Origin of the sequence: Halobacteriovorax sp. (genome assembly GCF_041587335.1) — a bacterium.
In the GTDB taxonomy this organism is placed as follows: Bacteria; Bdellovibrionota; Bacteriovoracia; order Bacteriovoracales; family Bacteriovoracaceae; genus Halobacteriovorax.
Window position 1 is genome coordinate 1 of sequence record NZ_JBFGYP010000151.1, and the last position, 6,396, is coordinate 6,396.

7 protein-coding genes are annotated in these 6,396 nt (G+C 33.6%); 5 read left to right on the top strand and 2 right to left on the bottom strand.

Annotation, left to right across the window (positions count from 1 at the left end; genetic code table 11):
- Positions 1-164: 164 nt before the first annotated feature.
- Genes ABX784_RS14785 through ABX784_RS14800 form a run of 4 tightly spaced genes read left to right on the top strand, consistent with a single transcriptional unit; the run spans position 165 to position 3,460 of the window.
- Complete coding sequence (locus tag ABX784_RS14785) at positions 165-704, top strand: hypothetical protein (protein ID WP_372655832.1); 540 nt, start codon at positions 165-167, stop codon at positions 702-704.
- Positions 692-2,545: a hypothetical protein gene (locus ABX784_RS14790; protein WP_372655833.1), complete on the top strand. Its 1,854-nt coding sequence runs from the start codon at positions 692-694 to the stop codon at positions 2,543-2,545. Before ABX784_RS14785 ends, ABX784_RS14790 begins: the two co-directional genes overlap by 13 nt.
- On the top strand, positions 2,542-2,799 hold the full coding sequence (locus tag ABX784_RS14795; protein WP_372655834.1) for a hypothetical protein: 258 nt from the start codon (positions 2,542-2,544) through the stop codon (positions 2,797-2,799). The genes ABX784_RS14790 and ABX784_RS14795 overlap by 4 nt, the downstream gene beginning before the upstream one ends.
- Position 2,800: 1 nt before the next feature.
- The gene (locus ABX784_RS14800) at positions 2,801-3,460 is read left to right on the top strand and encodes a hypothetical protein (RefSeq protein WP_372655835.1); all 660 of its coding nucleotides are present in this window, start codon (positions 2,801-2,803) and stop codon (positions 3,458-3,460) included.
- Positions 3,461-3,465: 5 nt separating this feature from the next.
- Here the strand turns inward: ABX784_RS14800 and ABX784_RS14805 are convergent, their stop codons facing one another.
- Positions 3,466-4,347 carry an aldose 1-epimerase family protein gene (locus tag ABX784_RS14805; RefSeq protein WP_372655836.1) on the bottom strand — a complete coding sequence of 294 codons (882 nt, stop codon included), beginning with the start codon at positions 4,345-4,347 and terminating at the stop codon, positions 3,466-3,468.
- Between the two features lie 10 nt (positions 4,348-4,357).
- Entirely contained in the window at positions 4,358-5,206 is an 849-nt protein-coding gene (locus ABX784_RS14810; protein ID WP_372655837.1) for an FkbM family methyltransferase, read from the bottom strand.
- Positions 5,207-5,344: 138 nt separating this feature from the next.
- On the opposite strand from ABX784_RS14810, the gene ABX784_RS14815 reads away from it, so the two are divergent.
- Positions 5,345-6,396 (top strand): Na+/H+ antiporter NhaC family protein (locus ABX784_RS14815; protein WP_372655838.1); only part of this gene is annotated, 1,052 nt, incomplete at its 3' end.

Below are 6,396 nucleotides of genomic sequence, written 5' to 3' on the forward strand. Positions count from 1 at the left end.
CTCATAAATAATAATAAATTTTATGACATTCACCTTACAACAACAATCAAGCTCCCTAAGAACTATACAACATCTTTAAAACTTAGCCGAGTGACAAGAAGTGAGAATTCAAAGGGCGATACTGCTCTTAACACTCTTGATCTCAGTATTGGATATAGGTTTTAATGATTTATAAAATACTCATAATCATATTTATTACTTTTTCCTCACACTCTTCTGAACTTAAATTAGGAATTGAGCTGTTTCAAAAGAATAAGCTCGAAAGCTCCCTTTCTGAACTCAGAAAAGTATCACCTAAAACACCAGGGTTTAAACGCTCACTAGAAGTACAATCTGTTATATATTATAAGCAAGAAAGATATCAAAAGCTCTTGGCCACAGCGATCTTTTACAGAAAACATTTCCTAAAAAGTCCTTCATTTAACACGAAGATCTTAGGTCTTGAACTCCTGACATTGAATAAGCTGTGCCAGTACAATGCAGTTACGAAAGTATTACATAGCGTTGAGAGTAGTAGTTCAATAGACCTTACAGAGATGAAAAAAACCTTAGAAATTGGTAGATCATTTAGCATTACAACAGAACTCTCTATGGAGAATAAATACCACAAGAAAGACCTTTGGAAAATAGATCATGATCAAATTCTAAAACTTACAAATCCATATAACTTGGTTATTAAATTGGAGAATCTATGCGAAAGCTAAACCTCCTCTTATTTTTCACGTTATACTTACTATCGCAACCAGCATTCTCCACAAAGAATGCTCTCATGCTATTAGCGACAGGACAGGAACAGAAGGCGATTAACCTTCTTGAATACCAGTTTAATCAAGAAGAGAGTAAATCCAAGCAGGGAGAGATCGCCTACCTTTTAAGCTTAAATCCGGAATACAAAACTCAAAGAAGTGCTACTTATTATATTCAAAATACATTAGAAAATTATAAAGATCTTGATACCGTCAACAAGGCCAGACTCATTAGAACCTTAGCTGATAAGAGTTTCGAAACTGGAAACCTCGAAAGAGCACTTGAGAACTATAATAAGTCCTTAGGGCTAAAGGAAAATTCAAAACTATCAGATTACCTGACTCTTCAAAAGACTTGGGTTTTAGTAAACCTAAACCAACAAGAAAAAGCATTAAAGTTCCTATATCAGTATATTACTACAAAAAAATCCCACATAATTGATTCAATGGTTTATGACTTCGGAAGACTATTTGTAGAATACTTACAGTTACCAAAAAATCAAGAACTAGCTCTAGACCTCAAGAACATCATACAAAAAGATTCTCTTATTGAAGGTTTTTATACAGGTTTATCTCGAACAAAATTACCTCCGGAAAAGATAATACCTCAAATGAAGACATTTAATCTTTATAAAGAATTCTATAAAATAGGCATTCAATCAAAGAGAATTAGCTCACATAGTAATTGCTCAATTCTTTCATGGGAGATACCTACTAATTCATCTATGGAGTTAATCAATGCAATATCGAGAGAACTTATTAAGTGTAACTATACAAATAAGTCAAAGATTATCCCAACTTATCAAACTCTAGTTAAAGAAGGAACTCCTTCAAAAGATCTTGCTCTTCTGTCAACTATAGTTGGAGATACTAAAGAATCTTGTAGATTATATTCGTCGTTACTCGAACTAGATTACGACAAGGAATCCTTTTCATACTTATTAAACAATTGCCTTAAGAAAGATATCAATACACATATTATTAAGAATATAAGAACTTCATCAAACAAAGAGTTTATTAAGAAAGTTTTAAAGAAAGATTCATATGCTAAACATATCCTTGAGGAACTCTTACCTCAAGAAAGTGACAGTATTCAATTTCTTGAATTAGTATTTACAGAACTAAAGATTAAAAGAGGAGTGATCAATAAAGAGTTACTCACATTGAATAAATCGAATTTTAAGATGAACTCTCCAGTTTACTGTCTTTTTTATAGCTCAGAATGTAATGAAGAAGAATCCTTAGAAACATTTAAGCACTTGAATACAAGCCAGAAGATACTCTTCACTCGAGTTCTCACTCAAGAGAAAAAGTTCAATTATATCAGGACCATTTTAACTAAAAATAGCGATCTTCTTAAAAACTCATTTATTGCAAGCGAAGTATATAAGAATGCAAAAGAGTTCCCTGGCCTTTATAAAGATAACTTTTTTAAATTACTAGTAAATAAAAAAATATCTCAAAACTCAAATATATCTAAGAAAAGCCGTAAGAATCTAAAAAAGCTCTTAGGTAAATCTTGGGCAAAGACAATCGATATTAGTACTCAATTAATAAAGACTCTTCAGTATTTAAAAAACTTAAAAACTGTTCAAAGGCAAGAGTATGCATTTAGAAAAATATCAATAATTAGAACAGTGATGGCAAATCAAAAATGGCCAAGTATAGATGTGAGAGATGTTATTATTGATGGTTATCAACAGACACTCAAAGATATGAGAGTTTCACTAGCTAAGCATACTACAGATATTACACCTTTAATTGATTCAAAATTAAAAATATGGCAGGAGAATATATGAAATTTATTCTTTCCCTATTAATAGGATCAAATTGTTTTGCTGCAAACTACATTGATCTTGGTAATTTAGAAATAGAGGGTGAATTAAGAAGGCCTGCTATCAACTTATTCATTAACACTGAAATGGTCAAAGATAACCTAAAAGAATATGCACGAATAAAGGTAGAAAAGGATATTACGAATATTCAATTTGATGACAATAGTAGCGACCTCATAAAGTACAATAAAAATGAAGCAAAATGGTTGGAGCTTTAACATGTTTAAGAAAAAAATTACTCTATCATTTACGATAACTGAATTCCATTTTCTGATATTAATAGTAATTGGAATTCACTACACTATCTTTCAAACAAATGTTCGAATAAGTACCCCTGTTCAATCTCAAGTAGAAAAGGAGACTAAAGTTTCAAAGATTCCAGTTTCTTTTAAGTCTCGTATTTCTAGAAAAACAAGAACATCCAGATTTAATCGCTATATAAAAGGATTAAAAGACCATAAAATTAATCAAGAAGTTATGAATGACAAAGATTTGCCATCAGGGCTAGACCAAGAACAAGATAAAGATTTAAAAGACTTAACCAATGAGCAAATTGCTCGAATTTTAGAAGAACAAGATAAGCAGCTTGCTATGGATGTTCTCAACGCCAAAAAGATTTTTCAAAAGAGTCAAAAGAGTTATCAAGTTTGCTACGAAAGCGCCCTTTTAAAAGATAAGTTTTTAAATGGAGTTAGTAATCTAGTAGTCTCAATTGACAGTGGATCCATCAAGGAAGTTCAGACAAACTTCAAGGGCGACGGACATAAAACAGCACTAATAGTACTGAATGATTGTCTAAAAACAAAGTCAAAAAATCTAAATGTAAGCTCAATCAAGGGAGAACATCTCATTAATTTTAACTTAATTTTTAAGTCTTAACTCTACTAGTTAATGAACACTGAGTAATTACTCTGAAAACACTTTCCAGACTCAAGAGTTACTAACCCCTCTTTTTCAAAGAAGTCATTCTTAGAGTCAATTCCATCAGCAACACCAGTCCATGGCTCTATACAAATAAACGGTGCTCCCTCCGGGGCCCAAAGACCTAGGTAAGGACAGTTTTCAAAATCAAGAACTACAGACCTGGAGCTTGAAATACTCTTTAAGCTCACCTTAGTAGAAACAATATCTTTAAAGATTAAGGCGTCGTGTTTAAAAAGATCTTTAGTAAGAGCTATTTTTCTGCCATTGAACATTCTTCTATCGGGAGCAGTGTGAAAGTTCACTAGACCATTTTCTAGATAGTACGCTCCCCCATGCTCCTCTTCTTCAAATTCAACATAGTAATCAGTTGGCTTATCTGTTTCATCAAGAGGGATATTGAAAGCGGGGTGAGACCCAATGGAAAAGAGCATATCCCTTCTATCTACATTTCTAACTTCATAATCTACAAATAGCTTTGGCCCATAGACTTTGAACTTCACTTCAAGAATAAATTTAAATGGGTAGAACTTTAATGTTTCTTCAGAGTATTCAAGTTTAAAGTGTGCAGAGTCAGATTCAGCTCTCACCACTTGAAACTCAGCGTCTCTAGCAAAACCATGCTGAGACATTGGATAGTACTTATTTCCAATTCTGTATTTATCATCCATTAGCTTTCCAACAATTGGAAATAGGATTGGAGCAGAACGTCCCCACCATTTTGAATTAGATTGCCATAGATATTCTTTATATGATTCTGTATCTAAAAGGCTCTTAAGCTCTGCGCCCTTTGTAGATATCTTGGCCTTTATGAATTCACTTGATATCTCTATTAATTCTGACAACGTCTACTCCTTAGACAGGTAGAAATAACCAATTATGCTCAATAAACCCAGCGTCGTAAAACTTGTCTGCTAGGCCTTTAATATTTTCTTTATTAATCTCTTCACTTATATGTGGAGAAACTAATTTAAAACTTTGTTCAGTAAGAGTTTCCAACTTTTCCCAGAACTCTAAGACTTTTCTATTATCTAGTTCTACAAATATTTTAGGGCCAAACTTTGATATTGTTTTTGCGGCCCCCTCAAGAAACATAAACTCTGCCCCCTGAACATCTACTTTCATAAAGTCTATTCTTTGAACATCAAGAGTCTTTAAGTACTCGTCTAAAGTCACAGCTGTGACATCAAAGCTTTTCCCCTTCTTACTCCTCTTAGATATCATACTACAAATTAGGGAGTGTCCGCCATCATTGAATGTATCTTCAAAGAATTGAAGCTTAGAATTTTCATTACTAAGGGCAATCTGATTAATATTTATGTCTTTAAATCCAGAGACCTCAACAGTTTTTCTAATACATGATGCAAGAACTGGATGAGGCTCAAATAGAAAACATTTAAGTCCCATCATCTTTCTTTTAAAATAAAATGAAAAATGACCAATATTTGCACCTATATCAAAGAAGACATCTTCATCTCTGATATAGTTTTCGATTAAGTCTTTATCTATTTTTTCATAGTTAACAAATGAGCTCTCTCCCCCATATGAAAGATCAAACGAGGGCCCTGAGACATCTCTTAGAGAGAAGTATAGTCTTAAGTTACTAATATCAAAGAAGGCCATTTCAGGTAAGTAGTTGCGAAAGTACTTCTTTACCCATCTTTTAGGAGCTATTTTTAATTTTATTGAATTAGAAATCATCATTACTATCCTGAAGAAAAAATATTGATTAAAACCTTATCAAATATAATTAGTACACACTATTAACTTTTATTGGAAGAGCGTTTTGACAAGCAGTGTTACAAACCATAGTATCCCTTAAACAAAAAACAAGGACATTAAATGCGTAGGGCCAAAAAACCAGGACTCATAGTCTCCCTAATCCCATTAACCATTCTCATATTTCTCTTAGTACTAAATGTTATTATATTTAAAGATGACGCAACTGGTGGTGCCAATCAAATTGCACTTCTAACGACTTCTTTTGTAACTGCCTTAATTGGAATATTTCATTTAAAGGTCTCTTATCATTTTATTGAAGAGAGAATTATTAAGTCTATTACGACCTCTCTCTCCGCATTGATTATTCTCTTTGTTGTAGGGACACTCATTGGTATTTGGATTCTTTGTGGGACTGTTCCTGCGATGATTTACTTTGGACTTAAATTAATCAATCCCTCTATATTTCTTCCCGTGGCCTGTGTGATCTGCTCAATCGTATCAGTTGCAACAGGATCGAGTTGGTCAACGTCAGGAACGGTAGGTATTGCACTAATTGGAATTGGTGAAACTCTTGGTCTTCCTTCCGGCGCAGTTGCCGGGGCGGTAATATCTGGAGCCTACTTTGGTGATAAGATGTCTCCTCTTTCAGATACGACAAATCTTGCTCCAGCAGTAGCGGGAGTAAACCTCTTTGATCATATTCGCCACATGCTCTACACTTCAGGGCCCGCGATTATTATCTCTATTATTGCTTTTACTATTCTTGGTTTTACTTATGAAGTACACGACTTAAATACAGATACAGTAGACTTGATGTTAGCAACAATTGATTCAAACTTTGATATCTCAATCTGGCTCTTCATTCCTCCAGTTGTTGTATTGTATCTAGTAAGAAGAAAAGTTGCCGCTCTTCCAGCGATTACAATTGGTGTCTTTATTGGAATTCTTACTGCACTTGTATTTCAAAGAGATATGATGACAGCACTCCTTGGTGGAAACACTGACATTAAGTCAATCTATACTCTTATTACAAAAGTTACTTATGAAGGCTTTGTTATTGACTCTGGTGATGACACCATCAACTCTCTATTAAATAGAGGTGGTATGAGTGGAATGCTCTCTACTGTTTGGTTAATTTTCTCAGCAATGGTTTTTGGTGGAACTTTAGATGC